The following is a 19,344-nucleotide window of genomic DNA, read 5'->3' as shown; positions in this document are numbered from 1 at the left end:
GCCGATCCGGCACCATCGGCTTCTCAGCTCAACCGGAGTCCGGTGGTTCATCGGTATTCTCAGAGAAAAGGGCTGCGCGCCCGTTCCGTGGTGGAATCGGGCGCGCAGCCGGGACGTTCCCGGTTCGCCTATGTCTCGTTCAGGTGTGGTGCCGTGGATACTCCGCCTCACCCGGCACCGGGTCCTGCCGTCCGCCCGGGAGTGGGAAACGGGTTCGTCCCTGTCCGCGCGTGGTCACGCGCGGAGACGGTCTCAGTCGTCGTCCTCGTCGCCGTCGTCCTGGCGAGCGTGGTGGCCGTCGTCGAAGAAGTCCTGCAGGGCCAACGCCAGGAAGAACTCGTCGTCGTCGCCGTGGCCGTGGCCGGCGGCCACGGTGAGGCCCGTGTTCCCGGCGACCGGGGCCATGGACGTGGCCTGGGCCGGGACGGCGTAGGCACCGGCGAAAACGACTGCGCCGAGAGCGGCCGCGGCGAGCGACGCGGCGGTCTTGATTTCCATGCGATCCTCCGATTTCAGGAGGACAGATTCGTCCTCATGAGTTACCGACGTCCTAAGAATGCCCACCGTCGAATACCAAAAGAAACCGCAAAGCACTTATACTTCGGCAAAGCCAGGAAGAGGTATATAAATAAGAAGTGAATTGGACATTTCACCTTATTTCAGGGTTAATCATGCTCCGTGGGGAATGAAAGCCCGGCGCCCTCCGGTCACCGGGCCGGCTCCCGGGTCCGCGCCCCGCCGGGGAACGGATCGCAGACCTGGGGAAAAGATGGCCGGGCGCCTTCCGGGGCTGGGAACGCGGCGGGTTACGTTGGGGCGATGGACTCTGGTTTCGGGTACTTCGCCACGCACGACGCGGTCGGCCCCGACGTGATCGCCAGGCTGGTCGAGGAGCGCGGCCACCAGGCGCTGTTCTTCAGCGAGCACACCCACATCCCCGCGGGGGAGAAACTGCCGGAGCGGCCCGAGGGCGGCGAGCTGCCCCGCAAGTACTGGCACACCTACGACCCGTTCGTGGCGTGCACGGCGGCCGGGCTCGCCACCACGCGGCTGCGCGTGGGCACCGGGATCTGCCTGGTGCCACAGCACGACCCGATCGGCCTGGCCAAGACGGTGGCGAGCGTGGACGACCTCACCGGCGGGCGCTTCGAGTTCGGGATCGGGGCGGGGTGGAACGACCCGGAGATCCGCAACCACGGGGTGGACCCGGCGCGGCGCTTCGCGGTGATGAAGGACTACGTGCGGGCGATGCGGGAGATCTGGACGCATGACGCGGCCTCCTACGACGGAGAGTTCGTCTCCTTCGGCCCGATCTGGTCGTGGCCCAAGCCCGCGCAGCGCCCCTGCCCGCCGATCCTGGTGGGCGGCACCGGCCCCAAGGTCCTCGACCGGGTGCTCTCGTACGGCGACGCCTGGCTGCCGAACTACTCCCCGGGGATCCTGGACCGGGTGAAGGAGCTGTTCCGGCGGGCCGGCGACGCCGGGAAGAGCGTCGAGGTCGTCATGATGTCGGCGCCCGCCGACCCCGACGTGCTCCAGGCGATGGAGGAGGCCGGGGTCGGCCGGGCGATGGCGTGGCTGCCGTCGGCCGGGCTGGACCGCGTCCGGCGCGAGATGGACGCCTTCGAGACGGCGCTCGCGGAGGCCCGCGGCGAGTGAGGGCCCCGTCCGCCCCGCCCGGCCCGTGACGCGTGACGGGCCCGGGGCGGCCGGCCGCCGGGCGCGGCGCCCATGAGCGCGGGCACCGCGTGGGACTCCCGATGCCCGCGCGGGTCCCGGTGTGGCACGCTGTCCCGGACAGCGCACGCCAACACGGGATAAATCGCGAAATGACCGATAGGGACGCCACCGTCCAGGGCAGCGCCATGGACCTGCTGGAACGGATCGGCTCGGTGGTGCTCCCGGTGGGCATCGCGCTCTACGCCCTGCTCTACCTCGGCGTCCAGCAGATGTACGGGATCTTCAACATCAGCCCCGAGCAGGCGGGCATCGACCAGGCGACCATGTTCGGGCGCCTGGTGGGATCACTGATCCTGCTGATCCTTGGAGGCTCGCTGGTCCTGGGCGCGCTGGTGGCCCTCTGCTGGCTGATGAACAGGGCCACCCTGGGGCACGCGGCCAGGCTGGCCCGCGCCGTACGGGCGCGGCCGTGGGCGGCGGCGGCCCTGGGCGCGGTGTGGTGCGGCGCGACGTACTGGGGTTTCCTCGGCTACCTGGACCTCGACGAGGGCGCCGGGCTCGCCTCGGTCGTGCTGGTCGCCGCCGTCATCGGGGCCGTCTCCTTCCTGGTGCCGTTCCGGCTGCTGCGACGCCGCCCGGCGGGCCGGGCCGGGATGCGGGTGGTGATGGCCGCGTTCACCGGCATCGGGCTCGGCTTCGCGCTGATCGGACAGCTGGAGTCGGACGCGGAGGCGCTCGCCGCCACGGGGCGGGGGAGCATCGTGCTGAGCCTGGCCGGCTTCCAGGACCAGTGGGTGGTCGCCGCCGCCCCCGGCAAGGGGACTCCCCTGTACGGCGGGACGCCCCTGCTGCTGCTCGGTGAGCACGAGGGCACCTACGCGTTCTACGACTGCGCCCGGCGGGAGACCTTCCGCCGCCCGATGGACGAGACCGTACTCCGGCGGATCGAGCTGGAGCCTGACCACGACGAGGGCTTCACCTGCGGCACGCCCGCCCCCTCAGCCGATCAGGGCGGCTGAGCGCAGGAACTCCGCGACGGCGGAGGCGACGCCCCCGGGGTCGGCCGCGTAGACGAAGTGGTCGGTCTCCAGCTCCACGAGGCGGGTGCCGGGCCGCCGCTCGACCATGGCCCGCGCGTCCCCGGCGGAGATGACGCCGCCCCGGGTGGCGCGGATCACCAGGGCCGGGCAGGCGCCCGCCGTCCAGTCGGCCCAGTGGTCACCGCGGTTGGCCTGCTCGGATGCGTGGATGTCCTCGGGGTGGAACGGCAGGCGCCAGCTTCCGTCGGGGTTCTCCCGCAGGGCGTCGGCGAAGAACGGCGCGAAGTGGCCCATCCCCTCGATCATCGCCTCGCGGGTGGGCGCCTCGTACGGCAGGGAGAGTACGAAGGCCATCGGGTCGGGGCCACCGTCCAGGCCGAGCCGTACCGGCGCGTCGATGTTGACGAGCGCGGAGACCCGCTCGGGGTGGCGGGCGGCGAGCTGGTAGGCGTTGATGCCGCCCAGTGAATGGCCCAGGAGCACGGCGCGGTCGAGGCCGAGGTGGTCGAGCAGAGCGACGACGTCGGCGACGTACCCCTCGCGCGAGTAGTCGGACGCCCGGTCCGACTCGCCGTGCCCGCGCTGGTCGGGGGCGATGACCCGCCACTCCGGGGCCAGCGCGGCGGCCACCTCGGCGAAGCTCGCCCCCTCGGACATGTGGCCGTGCAGGGCGATGAGGGGACGGCCGGGGCCGCCGAAGTCGACGTAGGACAGGCGCCGCCCGTCGATGCGGAACCCGGCCCGGACAGGGGCGGTCGGCTGAGCTGTCGGCTGGGCTGTGGTCTGGGCGGCCGGCTGGGCGGTGGTCTGGTTCATGGCTGGCCCTCTCGCGGTCTCACGGTGTCGCGGTCACGCCCCGGTGGCGTGTGACCGGAACGCTACGCCGTTTTGCGCATTTGCGCAATGCATATGCCTAATGCATTTGCGCAACAACGGACCGCCAGATGGAGGGGAGGCCAGTAACATCCCGGCATGGGAAATCGCGAGGATCTGATCGCCGGCGCCCGGCGCTGCCTGGAGGAGAAGGGGTGGGCGCGGACCACCGTCCGCGACATCTCGGCCGCCGCCGGAGGGGTCAGCATGGCGGCCATCGGTTACCACTTCGGCTCCCGGGACGCGCTGCTCATCGCGGCGCTCATCGAGGCGATCGACGAGTGGGGCACCGAGACCGGGCGCACGCTCGCCGCCTACGGCGACACGGGCTCCTCCTCGACGGAGAACTACGAGGCCATGTGGACGCGGATCATCGAGTCGTTCACCGCCAGCCGGAGGCTGTGGCTGGCCAGCATCGAGGCGGCCCTGCAGGCGGAGCACTCCCCCGAGCTGCGGCGTCACCTGTCGGGAAGCCAGCAGGAGGGGCGTCGCGGGCTGACCGCGCTGCTGTCGGGGGTCCCGGAGGAGAAGATCGCCGACGCGGCGGCGCGCACGCTCGGCTCGGTGCAGATGGCGCTGCTCTCCGGCGTCATGGTGCAGTGGCTGATCGACCCGGAGAAGTCGCCGACCGGGCCGGAGGTGGTCGAAGGGCTGCGGGCACTGGTGGACGTCATCGGCCCGCCTCCGGCACCGGACCCGCCTCCGGCCCCGGCCTCGTGACCGGCCCCTCGATCACCTTCGGGGCCGCATGACGGGCCCCGGGACCGGACGACGGGCCGCGCGGCCAGACAGCCAGGCGGCCAGGCGGCCAGGCGGTCTGGCGGTCCGGCAGGCGGGGCGGTCTGGCGGTCCGGCAGGCGGGGCGGTCAGGCGGTCTGGTAGACGGGGTCGTAGGTGAGGCAGTCGGCCCCGCCCTGTCCCGCCCCGACGGCGATGCCGGGCGCCTGGCACTCGAACTGCTCGTTGTGCCGGCAGTCGGCCATCTTGCACGCGCCGACGCGGCCGGTGCCGGCCGGATCGCCGCCCTTGACCGAGTCGGTGAAGAAGGTGTCGCACCGCGCGTGCCGCCGGTCACCCACGGTGATCGCCAGCGCGTGGCATCCCTGGTCCCTGTTGTACGCGCAGTTCTCGGCCTGACATCGGTTCACGATGGGCATCTCCATCGGAAGTCCTCCTCGCACCCTCGAAGCATCACGCTGAGTAGAGGGTTCGTACCGAAAAGCGGTCTCCGCCAAGCCCGGTGCGGTCCCAAATCTTCGCCAGCCACCGTTCCGCCGCTCCGCCTCCCGTCCGGCCACCCCCGTCCGGCCGTCTCCCGTCCGGCCGTCTCCCGTCCGGCCGTCTCCCGTTCAGCCGCCTCCCGTCCGGTCAACTCCTGTTCAGTCGCCCCTGTCCGGCCGCTCCGCCCGACCCCCGGAGTACCGCTTTTCCCGGAAATATCGGTGGAGGCGTAACACCGCGCCGCACCCGGACAGGTGCAGGGTGACGAGTACCCGGCGAAAGGCGACAGCGTGGGTTCCCCTGACCCGAAGGGACGCTTCGAGGAGATCTACGAGGCGCACTATCCCGACCTGCTCGCCTACGTGCGGCGCCGTACCGGCTCCCCCGACGACGCCGCCGACGCGCTCGCCGAGACGTTCACCACGGCCTGGCGGCGGATGCGCGACATCCCCGACGGCCACGACGCGAAGCTCTGGCTGTACGGGGTGGCCCGGCGGGTCCTGGCCAACCGGCGGCGCGAGGAGACCCGGCGGTCCGCGCTGGCCGTACGGCTCCGCGCCGAGCTGACCGTCTGGGCCGAGGACCTCGTGGAGGACGACGCCGTCGGCGTACGCCAGGCGTTCATGCGCCTGCGCCCCGAGGACCGGGAGCTGCTCGCCCTTGCCAGCTGGGAGGGCCTGAGCGGTGAGGAGATCGCGAAGGTGCTGGGATGCTCGCACGGCGCGGTGCGGCTGCGGCTGCACCGGGCCCGCAGACGGCTCGCCAGGGAGCTGCACGCGGCCGGGTTCGACGTGACCAGGTACGGCTCGCGCGCGGTCGCGCTGGTGAGAGGGAGGATCTGATGCCCGACATCGACCGTCTCGTCGCCGGGATCGCCCCCGACCCCGGACCCGGCATGACCCCCGGCGCCAGGGAGCTGCTGGACGAGATCACCGCCATGCCGGTCCCCGCCGCCGGAGGGCTCCGCCGTCGCCTCTCCACGGGCGTACACCGCCCGCGCGTCACCGCCCCCCGCGGCCCCTCACGGCTCCCCCGGCGGTCCGCCATGCCGCTCGTTGCCGGGATCGCCGCGGCCGTGACGATGCTGAGCTGGGCGCTTCCCGGCCTGTTCGGCACCGCCCCGGCCTCCGCCACCCTCGACATCAAGCAGGAGGGCGACCACTACGTCATCACGGTCAAGGACCTCTACGCCGACCCGGGGATGTACGAGCGCGAGCTCAAGGCCCGCGGACTGGACATCACGCTCATGCTCGTACCGACGTCTCCGAGCCTGGTCGGCCAGATGGTCGTGCTCAACGGGGGACACGAGGGGATACGGCAGGGGCGGGTCATCCCCGAGCAGGACGCCATCAAGACCATCGACGCTCCGGGGGACTGCGTCCGGTTCGCGGGCTGTTCGATCGGTCTGAGGGTGCCGGTGGGGTTCAGGGAGAAAGGCGAGATCTTCCTCGGCCGGAACGCCCGTCCCGGCGAGACCTACAAGATGCCGCCCGGCATCGACATGCCCGGCGAGCCGCTTCACTGCGTGGACTACGTCAACAGGAGCGTCGACGAGGTGCGGGCGATGCTGCGGGCACGCGGCGTGGAGCCGGAGTTCACCCACTACGGCGCCGAACGGGGCGAGAAGACCTCGACGCCGGGCGACTGGTACGTCCACGACGGCGTCATGAGCGCCGAGGGCAGGGCGCGCGTACTGGCCGTCCCCACACCGAACGGCGCTCCCCGCCCGATGGACGCCCGCTGCCCCGAGGGCTCCTGAGCCGGCCGCCCGAAGCACTCCGGCCTCCTGAAGGGCTTCCTGAAGGCGGGGCCTCCGGCGGACCGGTCCCTCCCCTCTCCCGGACGCGTTCCCGGCGGGTGAGCGGACCGGTCTCCGCCCCCGGTCCCTGCCTGGCCGCCGCACTCGCCGTACGGGAGGCGGCGGAGGTCATTCGGCGACGGGTGCGGCGGTGACCTCTCCCCGCGTGGCCGTTCCGGGCGTGTTCTCCGCCGGCACGGCCGTCGGGGACCCCGCCTCCTCGGGGCCCGCTTCGGAGTCTGCGGCTCCGGAATCGGCTTCGGGGCCGGCGAGCATGGACTGCGGGATGAGGACGATCGCGACGGTGCCGCCGAAGGGTGAACGGCTGAGCGTGACCCTGATGCCGTGGCGGGCGGCGAGATGGCCGACCACGAACAGACCGAGCTGCTCGCCGTCGACGGTGTCGAACCGGGGCGGGTGGGACAGGCGCTCGTTGATCTCGGTGATCTCGTTCGAGGGAAGGCCGAGCCCGCGGTCCTCGATCTCGATCGCGAAACCCCAGCCGACCGCCTCGCCCCGGACGTCCACCCGGGTGGTCGGCGGGGAGAACACGGTCGCGTTCTCCAGCAGCTCGGCCAGCAGGTGGGTGACGTCGGCCGTGGCCGACCCGGCCAGCCTGACGTCCGGCATGGGCTGCACCTCGATCCGCCGGTACTCCTCGACCTCGGCCACGGCCCCGCGGACCACGTCCACGAAGGAGACGGGGTGACGCCAGGAGCGTCCGACCGTCGCCCCCGACAGGATGACCAGTCCCTCGGCCTGCCTGCGCATGCGGGTGGTGAGGTGGTCCAGCCGGTAGAGGTCGTCCAGCGTTTCGGGCCGGGTGGCCTTGCGCTGCATGGCGTCGAGCTGGGAGAGCTGGCGGTGGACCAGCGACTGGGTGCGTCTGGCCAGGTTGCGGAAGACCCGGTTGAAGCCGTGGCGGAGCTTCGCCTCCGCCACGGCCGACTCGACGGCCGTCCGCTGGACGCTGGCGAACGCCCGGCCGACGTCGACGATCTCCACCGTGGTTCCGCCGGTGGAGATGGCCGGGGCGTCGGCCTCCACGTCCACCGACTCACCGGCGCGCAGCCGTTCGACGACCCGCGGCAGCCGTACCTCGGCCAGCTCGACGGCGGCCCGGCGCAGGCCGCCCAGCTCCGCGGCGAGGCCGCGGCCCAGGCGCGCGGACAGCACCACGGCGCCGATGATCGCGGCGAGGCCCAGCCCTCCGGCCAGGACGATCCGCAGGATGATCCCGCCGGCGGCGTCGTCCGCGCGCTCGTTCAGCGCCCCCGACTGGGTGATCACGAGCCGGTCGAGCTCGTCGCCGACCGCGGTGACCGAGGAGGGCCAGGCGCCGGAGTCCCTGGGGAGCTTGGACGTGTCGACGATCTCGTCCTCCAGGCCGGTCAGCCGGCGGTGGACGGCGGAGTCGAGCAGCGTCTGGAACGGGGCGCGCAGCTCGTCGTCCAGGGTCGACGTGCCCTCGACGAGCAGCAGCCGCCGGTTGGGGGCGAACGCCTCGATCGCCTCGTACTCGTCATGGGCCAGTGTTCCCGTACGGATCGCGCCGGAGACCAGCGCGTCCTCCCGGGAGATGAGGTCGCGCGCGTGCGCGATCCGCTGGAGCCCGACGGCCTGCCGGTAGAGCTCGACCTCGGAGATGGTGACGAGCTTGTCCTGGAGCCGGTAGACCGCGTCGACGATCCGGCTGAACGCCTGAACGGCTTCCAGCCGGTCGGAGGCCCCGGCGTCGACGTCGCGGCGGACGGAACGCAGTTTCTCGGTCTCGGTGACGACCCGGTCGATCGCCGCGGCCAGTTCGGGCGTGGTGACCGCGTCGGCCTCCTGGGAGGTGGCCCGCAGGCGGAAGTCGGTGACGGCCTTGTCGGTCCGCCGGCGGACGTCGGTCAGCGTCCCGGGGCGGGGGGTGGCGGTGCTGAGCACGATGGCGGAGAACCTGCGCTCGTTCTGCACGCGTATGACCAGCTCGGTGGCGGGTTCGGAGATCTGTTCGTACAGGGTGGTGGCTTCGCGCAGGGTGAAGAAGTCGCCGACGACGTGGCCGGTGACGAACGTCCAGAGCGCGATGAGCGCCACGATGGGCAGGCTCAGCAGCGAGTAGAGCTTGAAGCGGATGGTCTGGGATGCCATGTCACCACGCCCGGAATATGAGCAGATACAGAGAAAAATCGGAAATTGACATCAGCCGGCGCCCGCCGGCTGGAAATCCGTGACCCCGGCGTCCGCCGCCCCGGAACCCACCGCCCCGGAACCCGCGGATCCGTGAACCGCCGGCCCGTGACCGGCCGGCCCGTGAACCGCCGGCCCGTGAACCGCCGATCCGTGAACCGCCGGTCCGTGATCGGCCGATCCGGAACGCGCCGCGTCCCAGAGCGTCGCGCCGCCGACGACCGTGGCGACGCAGCGGCCCGCCCCCTCCTCCACCAGCGCCCGGTACGGCTCCCGCCCGGCGGCGACGTCGAAGACCGCGAAGTCTGCCGGGCCGCCCGCGGAGAGCCCCCCGGTGATCCCCAGGGCGCGGGCGCCGCCCAGCGTCGCGGCCTCGACGAGCCGCCGGTCCAGGTCACCGGCCCGGTAGCCCTGCCGTACCGCGAGGTCGCGCAGCGCCGCCACGTCGTGGAGCAGGTCCAGTGAGGGGGAGGACGCCAGCGAGTCCGTGCCGACCGCGATCGGGTTGCCCTCGGTGAGCAGGGCGGCCACGTCGGGCCCCTCCTCGCCGAGCGTCCGGTTGGAGCGCGGGCAGAGCGCGACGGCGGTGCCGCGCCCGCGGAGCAGCGCCCGGTCGGCGGCGTCGAGATGGACGCCGTGCGCGACGTGGCAGTCCGGTCCGAGCATGCCGAGCGCGTCCAGGAAGGCGGCCGGCCCGAGCCCGGTGCCGCCCTCACGCAGGATCGCGAAGTCGAACCCCAGCTCCCGCACCATCCGCGCCAGCGGCCCGGTCCCGGAGACCGTGTACTCCCGTTCGTGCCTTCCCTCGGCGAGGTGGACGTGCAGGCGCATGCCCCGGGAGCGGGCGAGCCGGGTCACGTCCCGCAGCGTCCCGGTGTCGAGGGTGTAGGGCGCGTGCGGGGACACCCCCAGCGGCGGACCGGCCGCGTCGAGCAGGGCGGTGAACCGCTCGCGCCCCGACGCGGCCCAGTCGGCGTCGGTGTCGCCGAGGGTCTCCAGGTACGGCAGGCCGCCCAGCCCCGCGTCGCGCAACGCGTGCGCCGCCGCGAGGTCGGTGACGACGTCGGCCGCCGAGGTGGTGCCGGACCGCAGCAGCCATCGGGCGCCGTCCCGCGCGGCGGCGGCCCAGCCGGCCGGTCCGGCGCAGGCCGCGCCGGAGGCCCCGGGCTCCGGGACGGGAGAGGCGGCGGGAGGATCCGCAGAGGTCAAGGAGGTCGAGGAGGCCGAGGAGGTCGAGGAGAGGGCGTGGTAGACCTCGTCGAAGGCCGTGGACCATTCCTCGAAGGAGGCGTGGGCGCGCCGCCCCACCTCGGCCATGTGCGTGTACTGCAGGTGGGTGTGCGCGTTGACCAGCCCGGCGACGAGCATCCCCTCCCAGCGGGTCTCCGCCTCACCGGGCCACGCGGCCAGGATCTCCCGGCGCGGGCCGAGCGCGGCGACGCGGCCGTGCCGTACGACCAGGGCGCCGTCGCGGACGAAGGGGGCGCTGACCGGGAGGACCAGCGGCGCGGAGTGGATCACGGAATCCACACCTCGCCGAACGGTCCCCACACCTTGGCGGCGGTCATCACCGCGGCGAGCGCGGCGAAGGCGGCCAGGACCAGGCGGTCCGCGCGGTCGAATCCGAGCTCGCGCATCCAGGTGCGGTGCTTGGCGCCGAAACCGCGCAGGTCCATGGCGTTGACGGTGTCCTCGGCGTCGACGAGGGCGTTCACCGTCACCGGGACGACGATCGGCCGCAGCGAGGCGAGCTTCCTGATCGGGTTGCGGCTGCGGCTGTGGTCGTAGCCGCGCACCCGCTGGGCGTCGATGGTCTCCCGGATCGCGACGGCGGTGGACGGCAGGAAACGGAACGTCAGGTCCACGCCGTAGGCGAGGCGCTGTGACAGCCGGAGCCGGGCGAAGGCGACGCCGAAGTCGGTGGGGGCGATGGCGAAGGCCACGGGGAAGCCGACCGCGGCCAGCGAGCCGTAGCGGACGAGCAGGTCGGCCGCGTAGGACAGCGTGACCACGCGGACCTCGGTCCCGGTGATCGGCATGGCGAACAGCGCCTCCCCCGCCCCTGACCGGGTGTCCGCGGGGGTGAAGACGCTGTTCACCAGCACCAGCATCGTGGTGAAGAACAGCACGAAGAACCAGTTGGCCCTGACCTCGCGCCACGGGATGCGCGCGGCGCGGTAGTAGACCAGGGCCACCGCGGCGCACAGGAGCATGCCCCGCAGGTCCGCGATGTTCGCCACCGCCACGAGATAGAGCACCGGCACCAGCAGGAGCACGCGCGGATCACGCCGCGCGAGGAAGGAGCCCGCACCCAGATACCGTGGCGTGACGTCCATCGGCTAGCGCCCGGCCCGCTTGGCGAGCGGCTCCCAGGCGGCGTCCAGCGCCGGGGTCAGGATGACGACCGCGAGGCCGTTGGTCAGCAGTGCGGGCAGGTAGTTGGAGAAGAGGAACGTGTCGAAGCTCGTGTTCGCGATCAGGAACATGTCGGTGATCACGAACAGCAGGCCGATCGCCGTCGCGGCGAGCGCGCCCAGGGCGGTGACCACGATCCGGACGAACTCGTTCGCGATCGGCGGGATCGCGGCGAAGATCAGCCCGGCCACCGCGCCGACCAGGCCGTTGGCCACGCTCCAGTTCCAGTACGTGAGGCCGCCGCCCTGGATGAGGTCGATGATGAGGTTTCCGACGAAGCCGGTGAAGAAGCCCGCGATGACGCCGAACCGCTTGCCGAAGAACGGCACCAGGGCGAACGCGGGCCGTACGGCGACGTTCTGGGTGCCGGGGATGACGATGCTGATCAGACCGAGCACGGCGTAGAGCGCCGCGCCGACGGCGCCGAACACGACCGTTCTGGAGTTGACCGCCCACTGCGACGAGCGCGGTGGCAGTGCCTCGGTGCTCATGGGTGTGTGCTTCCTTCCTGGTGGGGGGTGAGGCGCGCGAGATCGAACGGGTGAGGGACCGCTTCCCCGTCCCGGACGCGGTCGCGGACGGCCCGGACCAGGCTCGTCTCCCGGAGTCCGGCACGCGACCACAGTCCGGAGTCCCCGGCGAGCGCCGCGGGGGCGGCGTCGGCGACGATCCGGCCCTCGTCGACCACGACGACGCGGTCGGCGGAGGTCAGTGCCAGGTCGACGTCGTGGGTGATGAAGTAGACGCTCTCGGCGGCGTCCAAGACCCGCGTCATGAACCGCGTGGTGCTGAGCAGGTCCTGCCCGGCGGTCGGCTCGTCGAGGATGAGCGTGCGGGGCCGCATGGCCAGGGCCAGGGCGACGGTGAGACGGCGTTGCTGGCCGAACGAGAGGGTGCGCGGCGCGCGTTCCATGACGTCGGCCTCGTCGTCGAGGAGCATGGCGCGCAGCACCTCCCGTGAGACCCGCTCGATCTCCTCGGCGGACCGGCCCAGGTTGCGCGGGCCGAACGCCAGCTCGTCGCGGACCGTCGCGCAGAACAGCGCCTGCCCGGGGTTCTGGAACACGTAGCCGAAGGTTGTCGCCAGTTCCAGCGTCGACCGCTCGGTGACCGGCGCGCCGTCCACCGTGACGTCGCCGCGCAGCGGTTCCAGGAGCCGTACGGCGGCGCGCAGCAGGGTGGACTTGCCCGCCCCGTTGCGTCCGAGGATCGCGACCCGCTCACGCGGTCCGAGCGCCAGGTCCACGCCGTCGAGCACGGTCCGCGCGCCGTATCCGAGGGCCGCGCCCCGGTAGCCGAGCCGCGCGGCCTCCCCGTCCGGCGCGGAGCCGGGCGCCGTGGTCCCGCGGCCGGGCCCATGACCGGGCGTGTGACCGGGCGTGTGACCGGAAGCCGCGGTCTCCCGGCCCGGGAGGGCCGGCGCGGCGGGCAGTTCGGCGGCGCGGGCCACCAGCGTTCCGAAGGGCAGCTTCACGTGCTCCACTGGCGCGGTGGCCAGGAAACCGGGCACGTCACCCGAGTACCGGACACGTCCTTCCGCGAGGTAGAGGACCCGGCTGGGCGCGAAGCGGAGGATCTCCTCGACCCGGTGCTCGACGACCAGCGCGGCGCCGCCGTCGTCGACGAACCGGCGCAGCTCCCGCATCAGCCGCAGGCTCGCCTCCGTGTCGAGGTTGGCCAGCGGCTCGTCCACCAGGATCACCCGGGGCCGCATCACCAGGACCCCGGCGAAGGCGACCATCTGCAGCTCACCGCCGCTCAGCTCGGCGGTGGGCCTGCCGAGCAGGTGCCGGATGCCCACCCGCTCGGTGACCTCCGCGATGCGGCGGCGGATCTCGGGCCTGGGCAGGCCCAGGTTCTCCGGGCCGAAGGCCAGCTCGGCGTCGACGACGGTGCCGACGATCTGCTTGCGCGGGTCCTGCAGCAGCGTGCCGACGACGGTGGACAGCTCCCTGACGCTCTGCGCGGCCACCGGCCGTCCGCCGACCACGACGTCGCCGGTGACCTCGGCCCGGTAGGCGTGCGGGATGAGCCCGTTGAGCAGCCGCAGCAGCGTGCTCTTCCCGCCGCCCGAGGGACCGCTGACCAGGGTCAGGTCCCCCGGGCCCACGGCGAGGTCCACCTCGGAGAGCACCTCCTGGCCGGTGGAGCGGTAGCGGACCGAGGCGCCCGCGACCTCGACGATCACAGGCCCTTCCCCAGGAAGTCCCGCTGGGACGCGGACGGCTCGTCGAGGGCGACGCCCAGCGCGCACAGTTTGGCGCGGGCGATCCGCTCGTCGAGCTCCTCCGGCACGGGGTGGACGGCCGGCTCCAGCGCGGGACCGTACGCCAGCAGGTGTTCCAGGGCGAGCGCCTGAACCGACAGCGACAGATCCATGATCTCGATCGGGTTCCCCTCCGCAGCGGCGCAGTTCACGCACTCCCCGTCCGCGAGCACGGTCACGCCCGGCGGCGTCTCCGCCACCTCGACCTCATCCGGCACTCCCCCGGCGACCGCGACCACCGTGCCGGGCCGCATCGCCCGCAGGTGCCCGCCGGTGATCGTGCGCGCGACACCGGTCGCGGAGAACACCAGGTCGGCCTGCGCGCACGCCTCCGTCAGCGGGAGGACCTCGTGGCCGTCGTGGTGGGCGCGGAGCGCGGCGAACGGGTCCACCTCGGACACCAGGACGCGGGCTCCGAGCGCGCGGGCGTAGCGGGCCACGCCCTGGCCGACGTGGCCGTAGCCCGCCACCGCGCAGACCGACCCGGCGAGCCGGAGCCCGGTCAGGTCCGCCGCGGCCATCACGCACGACTGGCCGGTCCCGTGGACGTTGTCGAACAGGTACTTCGAGCGGGCGTCGTTCACGGCCAGCACGGGTATCCGCAGTTCGCCCCGGGCCGCCATCACCCGCAGGGGGCGCAGGCCGCTGGTGGTCTCCTCGGCCGCCCCGGCGAGGTTCCCGACCAGGTCCTCGGCATGGGCCAGCCGTACGACGCGGGAACCGTCGTCGGCCAGGGCGTCAGGTCCGGCGCGGAGCACGCGCCGGGCGAAGCCGAGGTCCTGGGCGGGCGAGGCGTCGGAACGCGCGAGTACGGAGATCCCCTCGGCGGCCAGGGCCGCCGCCACCTCGTCGTCGGTCTCGCCCGCCGCGCAGGTCACGATCACCTCGGCCCCGGCTCCGGCGAGGGCCAGCGCCAGGTTCGCTGTCTTGGGCTCCAGCACGAGCACCAGGCCGATCCGGCGGCCGGTGAGATCGAGCCGCCCGGTGACCGCGTCCAGCACCGGCATGAACCGCCGGGCCCAGGCGATCCGGTCCGCCCCGCGTGCCGCCAGGGAGGCGTCCCTGATGTCGGTCAGCACGCCATGTCCAGCACGAACACCTCGCGGGCGGGGTCGAGGCGGTAGGCGGTGACGCCGTCGCGGACGCGCGTCCCCCGGAGTCCGGGCGGGATGCCGGTCGCCGCGGCGGGGGTTCCGGTTCCGTCCGCCTGCCGGGTTCCGGCCTCGTCCGCCTGCCGGGTTTCGATCCCGTCCGCCTGCCGGGTTCCGGTTCCGTCCGAACGTCCCCCGGCGGAGACGCTCCCGACGGCCTCTCCGGTGCCGGGAGGCGGGCCGGCGAGGACCAGGATCGTCCCGTCGCGTAACAGGGAGAGGTGCCGCTCACCGGCTCCGATCACCATGTCGGCGACGGCCACGGCCTCCTCCTCCGGCAGGACCCGATGGCCGTCGAGGGCGGCCGCCGGGTCGGTGAGGAGGGTCTGCGCGCCCATCGCGCGGAGGCACGCGGCCAGTTCCGGCTCCCGCCCGAGGACGGCCACGCGCCTGCCCGCCATCAGGAGATTGGTGAGCCGGAGGATGGTCTGGATCGCGGTCTGCGCCGTGCGATGCCCGTCGATCATCTTCCCGGTCCCTGATCAGATCTTTCGCAAGATCCGATTAAAGGGGAGAGCCGAGGGCGGTGACAATGCTCTTTCCCTTATTTCAGGATTTTTCCCTGAAAAAGATCAATTCGGCAACGCGCAGGTCACCGCCCGGTGTCGCCCGGCCCCGTTCCCGATGGAGTTCCCGGCGGAGACGTCCCGCGATGCACGGGCGACCTGGAGGTTCGCGATCCCTCCCCCTCCACGGTCGCCGATCCGGTGTTCCCCGGCGGGAGGTGACCGGCGTCCGGCGGGCGTTCGGGGGCCGTCGCCCCCACCGGGCCCGTGCCCGCGCCCGGATCAAGCAGTGATCATGAATGCCAGGCCGAGCAGCACGATGACGGGGATCAGCCACACCACGGCTTCGACTGCGAACTCCTTGTACACGGCTGATTTCTCCTTTTAGGTTCTGCTCAATGCCTGGTTCCGGTCATGCGAAGCATATTCGCCCGTCAGGACGACGCCGTACCGGACCCGGACCGGCCCGGCCCCCGGGGACGCCCCGCATAGTCCGCCGACGGCCGGGTACGGCCAGCACAACCGTCGGCGGCAGGGTGCGGCCCGGCCGGGACGACGGGGTCCGATGCGGAAAACGGGAAGGGCCGGGACCGCGGCGACGCACGGCGCGGCGCCGGGAACGGCCCCTCGGCCGCCGGACCACATGACGAGAAGACACCGAGCTGGTAGGAGGATCCATGACGATGAAGAGCGCGGGCGAGGAGCAGGTGAACATCGTCGATGAGCGGCTCTATCTCGGCACGGGCTTCGCCGACGACGAGCGTCCCGGCATCGTGGAACGGTTCACCCCGCTGGAGAAGCGGCTGCGCTCCCATCCCCTCGGCTCGGTGGATCTGCTGCTGAACGTCAAGAACCGCGACCGGGCCGAGCAGAAGGTCACCCTCGAGTGCCGGCTGGCGGGCACCGACCCGCTGGTGGCCACCTCGGGCGAGGAGGACATGACCTCGGCGCTGAACGAGGTCCGCGACGACCTCATCCAGCAGCTCGACAAGCTCAAGACCAAGCGCGACCCCCGTCACCAGCAGCGCCGCCCCTGACGCCGCCGATGGAGCCGGCTCCGGTCAGAGGCCGGAGCCGCCGGTGGCGTCGAGGGTGGAGCCGGTGACCCAGCGGGCGTCGTCGGAGGCGACGAAGGCCACCACGTCGGCGACGTCCTCGGGCGTGCCGACCCGGCCCAGGGCGGCGTGGCTCGCCGCGAACGCCTCGGCCTCGGGGTCGCCGCGCAGCCAGTCGGCGTTGATGTCGGTGTCGACGAACCCGGGGGCGACCGAGTTCACCGTGATCCCGCGCGGCCCGAGCTGCTTGGCGAGGGCCTGGCCCATCACCTCGATCGCCGCCTTGGTCCCGGAGTAGGCGATGGTCCCGGGGAAGGCGATCCTGACCACCCCCGAGGTGATGTTGACGATGCGCCCGCCGTCCCGCATGAGCGGGAGCGCCCGCTGGACGATGAAGAGCGGCGCCTTGACGTTCACCGCGTAGACCCTGTCGTACAGCTCGGGCGTGAGCTCCTCGATCGGGACCGAGGCGTTGATCCCGGCGTTGTTGACCAGGATGTCCAGCCCGTCGATCTCCGGTTCCAGCGCGGCGAAGAGCGTGTCCACGTCGCCGGGCACGCCCAGCTCGGCCCGTACGGCGAAGGCCCGGCCCCCGGCCCCGGTGATGTCCGCGACCGTCTCCTTCGCCGCCGCCTCGTCCCTGGCGTAGTGGACGGCCACCCGCACGCCGTCCCGTCCCAGCCGCAGCGCGATCGCCCGGCCGATCCCCCGGCTCGCACCCGTCACCAGAGCTGTCCTCATGTCGCCCTCCTCGTTTCTGTAGCGCTCGATACAGAAAGAACCGTAACACGATTCTTTAACGGTCGCTACACTTGGGGCATGGGAAGGCAACGCGAGTTCGACCGGGACGCGGCGCTGGAGAGCGCGCTGCTGGAGTTCTGGCGGCACGGCTACGAGGCGACCTCGATCGCCTCGCTCACCGCGGCCATGGGCATCCGCCCGCCCAGCCTGTACGCCGCCTTCGGCGACAAGCGGCGGCTGTTCGACGAGGTGGTCGAGCGCTACCAGCGCACCCACGGCGCCTTCACGTCGCGGGCGCTGCGCGAGGAGGCGACCGGCCGGGCCGCGATCGCCCGGTTCCTCCGCACGGCCGCCGCGGAGTACACCGACCCGTCCCACCCGCCCGGCTGCCTGGTGATCAGCGCGGCGGTCAACTGCGGGCCGGGGTCGGCGGAGGTGGAGGGGGACATGCGCCGCCTCAGGGAGGCGGGCAAGGCGGCGATCGCCGAGCGAATCGCCGGGGACGTCGCGGCGGGCCGGCTCCCGGCGGACACCGACGTCGGCGCGCTGACGACCTTCTACGCCGGCGTCCTCCAGGGCATGTCCACCCAGGCCCGCGACGGCGCCGGCCGCGAGGAGCTGGAACGCGTCGCCGACCTCGCCATGCTCGCCTGGCCCCCGGAAGGCCGTGACCCGGACGCCCGGTGATCCCAGGCGGGCGTCCGGGCCGGGGTCACCGGTTCTTGGCCGAACTGTCCTCCGGCGCCGCGTCGCGCGGAGTGGCGCGGAGCCAGCGCGTGCCGTACGGCTCCAGCGTGAACGCGAGCTTGCCGCTCTTGGGGAGGTCGTGCGTGCCGTCCACCAGCAGGTCGACGAGCGTGTCGCAGTGGTCGAGACCCTCCAGGACGAGCTCCACGTTCGCCTCGCGGCCCGCGAAGTTGTGCACCGCGATCACGGCTCCGCCCTCGGCGTCGGCCCGGTGGGCCAGCACGGCGGCGTCGTCCCCGGTGTCCAGCACCTCGTAGTCGCCCCAGGCCAGCTCGGGGCACTCCCGGTAGCGCTCGATCAGCAACATGATCCACCTGAGCAGCGAGTCGGGGTCGCGGCGCTGGTCGCTCACATTGACGTTCCGCGGGCCGAACTTCCCGGTGGGCGAGGGGACCGAGACCTTCGGGTCGGGTGAGAAGCCGCCGGAGGGAGACCACTGCATCGGGATCCGGACGGCCATCCGGCCCTCGCCCTTCAGGTTCTCGCCGAGACCGATCTCCTCGCCGTAGAAGAGCACCGGAGTGCCCGGCAGGGAGAACAGCACGCTGTAGGCCAGCTTGAGCCGGCGCGGGTCCCCGTCGAGCATCGGCGGCAGGCGGCGGCGGAGCCCCCGGTCGTACACCTGCATGTCCTTCGTGGGGCCGAAGGCGTCGAAGACCTCCTGTTTCTCGGCCTCGGTGAGCTTGTCCAGGGTCAGCTCGTCGTGGTTGCGGACGAACATGGCCCACTGGGAGTCGTCCGGTTCCTTGGGCCGCTCGCGCAGGGCGGCCGCCAGCGCCCGGGGGTCCTGGCGGGCCATCGACAGGTGGAACCGCTGCATGGCGATGAAGTCGAAGCACATGGTGACCTCGTCGCCGTTGCCGTCGCCGAAGTACCTCATCAGGTCGGGGTAGGGCAGGTTCACCTCGCCGAGCAGGATCGAGGTGCCGTCGCGGCGGTTCATGAACGCCCGCAGGTCGGCGAGGAACTCGTGCGGGTCGCCGGAGATGTCCTCGATCAGGAACGGCACCGCGTCCACCCGGAACCCGGACAGCCCCAGCTCCATCCAGAAGCCGAGGATGCGGGCGATCTCGTCGCGCACCTCGGGGTTGGCGGTGTTCAGGTCGGGCTGGAAGCGGTAGAAGCTGTGGTAGTAGTACTGCCCGGTCTTCTTGTCGAGCTCCCAGAGGCTGTCCTCCTTGTCGGGGAAGACGATCGCCTTGGGATCGAACTCCTGGGGCTCGTCACGCCAGATGTACCAGTCCCGCTTGGCCGAGTCGCGGCTGGAGCGGGCCTCCTTGAACCAGGGGTGCTGGTCGGATGTGTGGTTGACCACCAGGTCGGCGATCACCCGGATCCCCCGGTCCCTGGCCGTGCGCATGAACTCCACGAAGTCGCCCAGGGTGCCGAGCCGGGGGTCCACCGAGTAGAAGTCGGTGATGTCGTAGCCGTCGTCGCGGTCCTCGGTCGGGTAGAACGGCATCAGCCAGATGCAGGTCACCCCGAGCCGGGAGAGATGGTCGACCTCCTGGGCGAGCCCCCGGAAATCGCCGATGCCGTCACCGTTGCCGTCCTTGTAGGTCTCGACGTCAAGGCAGTAGACGACGGCGTTCTTCCACCAGAGGTCGGCTGTGTAGGTCATTCGCATGCATCCGCACTACCCTCGCTTGGCCCTTTCATGAGGGAAGCGCGGGACC

Annotated in this window: 19 protein-coding genes; 7 read left to right on the top strand and 12 right to left on the bottom strand. The window is 72.2% G+C overall.

The window, feature by feature from the left end; translation table 11 throughout:
• Positions 1 to 252: 252 nt before the first annotated feature.
• On the bottom strand, positions 253 to 498 hold the full coding sequence (locus ACZ6W9_RS24580) for a hypothetical protein (protein WP_362931512.1): 246 nt from the start codon (positions 496 to 498) through the stop codon (positions 253 to 255).
• A 321-nt stretch (positions 499 to 819) separates the two neighbouring features.
• On the opposite strand from ACZ6W9_RS24580, the gene ACZ6W9_RS24575 reads away from it, so the two are divergent.
• On the top strand, positions 820 to 1,659 hold the full coding sequence (locus ACZ6W9_RS24575; RefSeq protein ID WP_362931510.1) for an LLM class F420-dependent oxidoreductase: 840 nt from the start codon (positions 820 to 822) through the stop codon (positions 1,657 to 1,659).
• Positions 1,660 to 1,829: 170 nt separating this feature from the next.
• A complete protein-coding gene (locus ACZ6W9_RS24570; protein ID WP_470119802.1) occupies positions 1,830 to 2,699 on the top strand; it encodes a hypothetical protein in 870 nt (289 codons plus the stop codon).
• Here the strand turns inward: ACZ6W9_RS24570 and ACZ6W9_RS24565 are convergent.
• On the bottom strand, positions 2,679 to 3,536 hold the full coding sequence (locus ACZ6W9_RS24565) for an alpha/beta fold hydrolase (RefSeq protein ID WP_389957603.1): 858 nt from the start codon (positions 3,534 to 3,536) through the stop codon (positions 2,679 to 2,681). The two genes, ACZ6W9_RS24570 and ACZ6W9_RS24565, sit on opposite strands and share 21 nt — an antisense overlap.
• A gap of 156 nt (positions 3,537 to 3,692) precedes the next feature.
• On the opposite strand from ACZ6W9_RS24565, the gene ACZ6W9_RS24560 reads away from it, so the two are divergent.
• Positions 3,693 to 4,313: a TetR/AcrR family transcriptional regulator gene (locus ACZ6W9_RS24560; RefSeq protein WP_470119799.1), complete on the top strand. Its 621-nt coding sequence runs from the start codon at positions 3,693 to 3,695 to the stop codon at positions 4,311 to 4,313.
• A gap of 146 nt (positions 4,314 to 4,459) precedes the next feature.
• On the opposite strand, the gene ACZ6W9_RS24555 is transcribed toward ACZ6W9_RS24560, so the two are convergent.
• A complete protein-coding gene (locus tag ACZ6W9_RS24555) occupies positions 4,460 to 4,756 on the bottom strand; it encodes a DUF1540 domain-containing protein (RefSeq protein ID WP_362931503.1) in 297 nt (98 codons plus the stop codon).
• Positions 4,757 to 5,104: 348 nt separating this feature from the next.
• On the opposite strand from ACZ6W9_RS24555, the gene ACZ6W9_RS24550 reads away from it, so the two are divergent.
• Both ACZ6W9_RS24550 and ACZ6W9_RS24545 read left to right on the top strand, forming a co-directional pair.
• Positions 5,105 to 5,656, top strand: coding sequence for an RNA polymerase sigma factor (locus ACZ6W9_RS24550; protein ID WP_389957610.1), 552 nt, complete (start codon positions 5,105 to 5,107; stop codon positions 5,654 to 5,656).
• A complete protein-coding gene (locus ACZ6W9_RS24545) occupies positions 5,656 to 6,573 on the top strand; it encodes a hypothetical protein (RefSeq protein WP_389957613.1) in 918 nt (305 codons plus the stop codon). The genes ACZ6W9_RS24550 and ACZ6W9_RS24545 overlap by 1 nt, the downstream gene beginning before the upstream one ends.
• Before the next feature lie 168 nt (positions 6,574 to 6,741).
• Here ACZ6W9_RS24545 and ACZ6W9_RS24540 read toward each other — a convergent pair whose 3' ends face one another.
• The 7 genes from ACZ6W9_RS24540 to ACZ6W9_RS24510 are packed head-to-tail and all read right to left on the bottom strand — an operon-like array spanning position 6,742 to position 15,086.
• Positions 6,742 to 8,748 carry a sensor histidine kinase gene (locus ACZ6W9_RS24540; protein ID WP_389957615.1) on the bottom strand — a complete coding sequence of 669 codons (2,007 nt, stop codon included), beginning with the start codon at positions 8,746 to 8,748 and terminating at the stop codon, positions 6,742 to 6,744.
• Positions 8,749 to 8,799: 51 nt separating this feature from the next.
• Entirely contained in the window at positions 8,800 to 10,308 is a 1,509-nt protein-coding gene (locus ACZ6W9_RS24535; protein ID WP_470119796.1) for an amidohydrolase family protein, read from the bottom strand.
• Positions 10,305 to 11,123, bottom strand: a complete 819-nt coding sequence (locus tag ACZ6W9_RS24530; protein WP_362931493.1) for an energy-coupling factor transporter transmembrane component T family protein — start codon at positions 11,121 to 11,123, stop codon at positions 10,305 to 10,307. Before ACZ6W9_RS24530 ends, ACZ6W9_RS24535 begins: the two co-directional genes overlap by 4 nt.
• Positions 11,124 to 11,126: 3 nt before the next feature.
• Positions 11,127 to 11,693: an ECF transporter S component gene (locus ACZ6W9_RS24525; RefSeq protein ID WP_362931491.1), complete on the bottom strand. Its 567-nt coding sequence runs from the start codon at positions 11,691 to 11,693 to the stop codon at positions 11,127 to 11,129.
• Positions 11,690 to 13,390, bottom strand: coding sequence for an ABC transporter ATP-binding protein (locus ACZ6W9_RS24520; protein WP_389957622.1), 1,701 nt, complete (start codon positions 13,388 to 13,390; stop codon positions 11,690 to 11,692). Before ACZ6W9_RS24520 ends, ACZ6W9_RS24525 begins: the two co-directional genes overlap by 4 nt.
• Entirely contained in the window at positions 13,387 to 14,547 is a 1,161-nt protein-coding gene (locus ACZ6W9_RS24515) for an adenosylhomocysteinase (protein ID WP_389957624.1), read from the bottom strand. The genes ACZ6W9_RS24520 and ACZ6W9_RS24515 overlap by 4 nt, the downstream gene beginning before the upstream one ends.
• Positions 14,541 to 15,086, bottom strand: a complete 546-nt coding sequence (locus tag ACZ6W9_RS24510; RefSeq protein WP_470119792.1) for a Rossmann-fold NAD(P)-binding domain-containing protein — start codon at positions 15,084 to 15,086, stop codon at positions 14,541 to 14,543. Before ACZ6W9_RS24510 ends, ACZ6W9_RS24515 begins: the two co-directional genes overlap by 7 nt.
• 716 nt (positions 15,087 to 15,802) lie before the next feature.
• Here ACZ6W9_RS24510 and ACZ6W9_RS24505 point away from each other — a divergent pair.
• On the top strand, positions 15,803 to 16,162 hold the full coding sequence (locus tag ACZ6W9_RS24505) for an HPF/RaiA family ribosome-associated protein (protein WP_389957629.1): 360 nt from the start codon (positions 15,803 to 15,805) through the stop codon (positions 16,160 to 16,162).
• Between the two features lie 24 nt (positions 16,163 to 16,186).
• On the opposite strand, the gene ACZ6W9_RS24500 is transcribed toward ACZ6W9_RS24505, so the two are convergent.
• The gene (locus ACZ6W9_RS24500; RefSeq protein WP_389957631.1) at positions 16,187 to 16,921 is read right to left on the bottom strand and encodes an SDR family oxidoreductase; all 735 of its coding nucleotides are present in this window, start codon (positions 16,919 to 16,921) and stop codon (positions 16,187 to 16,189) included.
• 78 nt (positions 16,922 to 16,999) lie between these two features.
• Between ACZ6W9_RS24500 and ACZ6W9_RS24495 the strand changes: the two genes are divergently transcribed.
• Entirely contained in the window at positions 17,000 to 17,608 is a 609-nt protein-coding gene (locus ACZ6W9_RS24495) for a TetR/AcrR family transcriptional regulator (RefSeq protein WP_389957634.1), read from the top strand.
• Between the two features lie 25 nt (positions 17,609 to 17,633).
• On the opposite strand, the gene ACZ6W9_RS24490 is transcribed toward ACZ6W9_RS24495, so the two are convergent.
• Positions 17,634 to 19,289 (bottom strand): alpha-amylase family protein, encoded by a 1,656-nt coding sequence (locus tag ACZ6W9_RS24490; RefSeq protein WP_389957637.1) that lies wholly within the window; start codon positions 19,287 to 19,289, stop codon positions 17,634 to 17,636.
• Positions 19,290 to 19,344 lie beyond the last annotated feature (55 nt).

The organism is Streptosporangium sp. NPDC053982 (assembly GCF_055585205.1).
This window is presented reverse-complemented; position numbering and strand designations above follow the sequence as displayed.

Coding starts and splice junctions, on each gene's coding strand:
- ACZ6W9_RS24580 (WP_362931512.1), bottom strand. CDS start 498: ATGGAAATCAAGACCGCCGCGTCGCTCGCCGCGGCCGCTCTCGGCGCA.
- ACZ6W9_RS24575 (WP_362931510.1), top strand. CDS start 820: ATGGACTCTGGTTTCGGGTACTTCGCCACGCACGACGCGGTCGGCCCC.
- ACZ6W9_RS24570 (WP_470119802.1), top strand. CDS start 1,830: ATGACCGATAGGGACGCCACCGTCCAGGGCAGCGCCATGGACCTGCTG.
- ACZ6W9_RS24565 (WP_389957603.1), bottom strand. CDS start 3,536: ATGAACCAGACCACCGCCCAGCCGGCCGCCCAGACCACAGCCCAGCCG.
- ACZ6W9_RS24560 (WP_470119799.1), top strand. CDS start 3,693: ATGGGAAATCGCGAGGATCTGATCGCCGGCGCCCGGCGCTGCCTGGAG.
- ACZ6W9_RS24555 (WP_362931503.1), bottom strand. CDS start 4,756: ATGGAGATGCCCATCGTGAACCGATGTCAGGCCGAGAACTGCGCGTAC.
- ACZ6W9_RS24545 (WP_389957613.1), top strand. CDS start 5,656: ATGCCCGACATCGACCGTCTCGTCGCCGGGATCGCCCCCGACCCCGGA.
- ACZ6W9_RS24540 (WP_389957615.1), bottom strand. CDS start 8,748: ATGGCATCCCAGACCATCCGCTTCAAGCTCTACTCGCTGCTGAGCCTG.
- ACZ6W9_RS24530 (WP_362931493.1), bottom strand. CDS start 11,123: ATGGACGTCACGCCACGGTATCTGGGTGCGGGCTCCTTCCTCGCGCGG.
- ACZ6W9_RS24525 (WP_362931491.1), bottom strand. CDS start 11,693: ATGAGCACCGAGGCACTGCCACCGCGCTCGTCGCAGTGGGCGGTCAAC.
- ACZ6W9_RS24510 (WP_470119792.1), bottom strand. CDS start 15,086: ATGATCGACGGGCATCGCACGGCGCAGACCGCGATCCAGACCATCCTC.
- ACZ6W9_RS24505 (WP_389957629.1), top strand. CDS start 15,803: ATGACGATGAAGAGCGCGGGCGAGGAGCAGGTGAACATCGTCGATGAG.
- ACZ6W9_RS24500 (WP_389957631.1), bottom strand. CDS start 16,921: ATGAGGACAGCTCTGGTGACGGGTGCGAGCCGGGGGATCGGCCGGGCG.
- ACZ6W9_RS24495 (WP_389957634.1), top strand. CDS start 17,000: ATGGGAAGGCAACGCGAGTTCGACCGGGACGCGGCGCTGGAGAGCGCG.
- ACZ6W9_RS24490 (WP_389957637.1), bottom strand. CDS start 19,289: ATGACCTACACAGCCGACCTCTGGTGGAAGAACGCCGTCGTCTACTGC.